We start from the raw sequence: 2463 nt of genomic DNA, 5'->3' as shown, positions 1-2463 counted from the left end.
CACGTTTGAGGGGCGTGTGGCTTTGCCTTGCGAGTTCGAGTCTCGCCATCCGCATTACGCAATTAGTACGCGTTATTCATTAGTCCCTCTCCCAGAGAGGGAGAGGGGAAGCTGGCTTCGGCCTTTGGCACTATTCCCGAACGGCACCCTGCAGGCGTGCGCCCCAGGTGCGAGCAAAGCGCAGGTCAGCCCCAACCAGGTTGGCGTCGCGTAGATCGGCCCCCCGCAAGTCGGCACCGTACAGGGATGCAGAAGAGAGATCGGCCCCCCGGAGGTTGGCCCCCCGCAAATCCGCTCCCTCCAGGTAAGCGCCACTCAGGTTGGCTCCGCTCAATTGGGCCCGTCGCAAATTGGCTCCCACCAGGTAGGACTGGCTGAGATCGGCACCTGTCAAGATGGTGCGCTCCAAATTAGCCTCGATCAGATCGGAGCCGCTGAAATTGGCTTCCGCCAGATCCAAGTTGCTCAGCTCAATGGATCCCAGGCGGCAATTAGGACAGGTTCGGGAAGCCGTGAGGTAGCGCATGAAACAAGAGTTGTAGGTTGTGGCTGCGGCAGTGGAAGCCAAGGCCGCCGTGGTCAGCAGTGCCCAAATGGCGGGAACTTTGAGATTGAGGTTCATGGTTACCAAGCCTCGCAATTTTGAAGGTTTAAGTGAAGGGACACAGCAGAGCGGGGTTGTTCTGCGTTGGTCACATGATAGTGGCATCTGCCGACTTCGGCCACTCCACAGGTTTGTCTGGCCCACCTGATAACAAGCTCTCTTAAGGCGCGATGGCGTTTGGAGTCCTATCGTCCCGAAGCTGCCGGGCCGTTGCCAACACTGGGAAGGGGTGGATCTTTGAGCAGCGGCTGCACCCAATGCCAAGACAGTTGCCCCAACCCCACCAAAACCCCGAGTATTGCCGAGGAAGTCAGGACGCGATCCCAGCGGATTTCCCGCCAGTCGGCAGGGTTGGTGTTTGGCCTTCTTGGGTTGAGCTGGGATCCCTTCCCGGCAACAGGAAGCGGGCGATGGCGCAAAAAGTGCCCACAGCGGCGACAGCGATAATCGGAGTCGGGGTTGAGCCAAGAGCAGTCTGGGCAGCGGAGCATGGGAAGGCCAGGGATCCCATCCTGAAGCGGTGGTGCAACCAGTTACAGTACGCCGTCATGATGATAGTATCGAAGACTTCCAGGGTCAGCCTGAGGGGATCAATTCTGCTCAGATCTCTCTGGATTGTGGGCAAGATTTGGGGCATCTTCGGGAGAGACACTTACTACAGGATCCCTGTCTGGGCGAGAAGCCCCTTTCAGAATCGGTGAGCATTGATCAGCGCCCTATGCAGATCTACTTAGAAAACATCTGTAAGCGCTATGGCCGCCGTGAGGTGGTGAGCGACGTCAGCCTGAACATTCAGCAGGGGGAGATCGTCGGGCTGCTGGGCCCCAATGGGGCGGGGAAAACCACCACGTTCTACATTATGACCGGCCTGATCCAGCCGAACCGAGGCCATGTCTGGTTGGATGACCAAGATATTACCCACCTGCCCATGCATCGTCGTGCCCAATTGGGGATCGGCTACCTGGCCCAGGAGCCGAGTATTTTTCGTCGCCTCAGCATTCAAGACAACCTGCTGCTGATCATGGAGCAAACAGGGGTGCCCCGTCGCCTTTGGCAGCAGCGGCTCAACCAACTGCTGGAGGAGTTTCGCATCGCCCATGTCGCCCACAGCTTGGGCCTACAGGTATCAGGGGGGGAGCGTCGCCGAGCGGAGATCGCCCGTGCCTTGGCTGCTGGGATCCACGGGCCGAAATTTCTGCTTCTGGATGAACCTTTTGCGGGGGTGGATCCCATTGCGGTGGCGGATATTCAGGAGGTGGTGGCCAAGCTGAAGCAGCGGGGCATCGGCGTGTTGATTACCGACCACAACGTGCGGGAGACTCTGGAGATCACCGATCGCGCCTATATCCTCAACGACGGGGCAATCCTGGCCAAAGGCACTTCTGCTGAGTTGGCAGCGGATCCCTTGGTGCGCAAGTATTACCTAGGAGAGAAGTTCCGCCTCTAGCGCCAAGAGTACAGAGCCCGCAGACGTTGGCTTTTCTTGTGTTGGTGGGTCTGCATACGGGCCAGCAGCTCATCGAGGAGGGCGACCGCCTCCAGCAAATACTGGCCCTTGTTGAGCATCACGCATTCGGCGCAGGCGGACATCACTGCATCGGAAAGCTCGGCTCGTGAGGGCAAACCCTCCTTGGTCAGTTGATCCAGCACCTGGGTAGCCCAAACCACCGGCACGCGGGCTGCCTCACAAATCCACAGGAGTTCCTCTTGGATCTCGCCTAAGCGCAGCCAACCCATTTCCACAGCCAGGTCGCCGCGGGCAATCATCACCCCTAGGGGCCTGCGGTTTGCGGCGGTCGCAATGAGGGCAGGCAGGTTTTTCACGGCCTGTTGGCTTTCGATTTTGAGGATCAATCCCA

At 58.9% G+C, this 2463-nt stretch carries 4 protein-coding genes; 1 reads left to right on the top strand and 3 read right to left on the bottom strand.

The window, feature by feature from the left end:
- Positions 1 to 130: 130 nt before the first annotated feature.
- Both NW838_RS13485 and NW838_RS13480 read right to left on the bottom strand, forming a co-directional pair.
- Complete coding sequence (locus NW838_RS13485) at positions 131 to 622, bottom strand: pentapeptide repeat-containing protein (protein ID WP_414358407.1); 492 nt, start codon at positions 620 to 622, stop codon at positions 131 to 133.
- A 167-nt stretch (positions 623 to 789) separates the two neighbouring features.
- A complete protein-coding gene (locus NW838_RS13480; RefSeq protein WP_414428203.1) occupies positions 790 to 1095 on the bottom strand; it encodes a hypothetical protein in 306 nt (101 codons plus the stop codon).
- 227 nt (positions 1096 to 1322) lie between these two features.
- Between NW838_RS13480 and lptB the strand changes: the two genes are divergently transcribed.
- Positions 1323 to 2051: an LPS export ABC transporter ATP-binding protein gene (gene lptB / locus NW838_RS13475; RefSeq protein WP_414344406.1), complete on the top strand. Its 729-nt coding sequence runs from the start codon at positions 1323 to 1325 to the stop codon at positions 2049 to 2051.
- On the opposite strand, the gene NW838_RS13470 is transcribed toward lptB, so the two are convergent.
- Positions 2048 to 2463: pyruvate kinase (locus NW838_RS13470; RefSeq protein ID WP_414428202.1), on the bottom strand; the 416-nt coding region annotated here is incomplete at its 5' end. The genes lptB and NW838_RS13470 overlap by 4 nt on opposite strands.

The organism is Synechococcus sp. R55.2, from assembly GCF_047462075.1.
Lineage (GTDB): Bacteria > Cyanobacteriota > Cyanobacteriia > Thermostichales > Thermostichaceae > Thermostichus.
The sequence above is the reverse complement of the archived record's forward strand: the minus strand, read 5'-3'. Positions and strand labels throughout refer to the sequence as shown.

Bases quoted from the DNA above. Each gene is read 5' to 3' on its own strand.
- NW838_RS13480 (WP_414428203.1), bottom strand. From the start codon at position 1,095: ATGCTCCGCTGCCCAGACTGCTCTTGGCTCAACCCCGACTCCGATTAT.
- lptB (WP_414344406.1), top strand. From the start codon at position 1,323: ATGCAGATCTACTTAGAAAACATCTGTAAGCGCTATGGCCGCCGTGAG.
- NW838_RS13485 (WP_414358407.1), bottom strand. From the start codon at position 622: ATGAACCTCAATCTCAAAGTTCCCGCCATTTGGGCACTGCTGACCACG.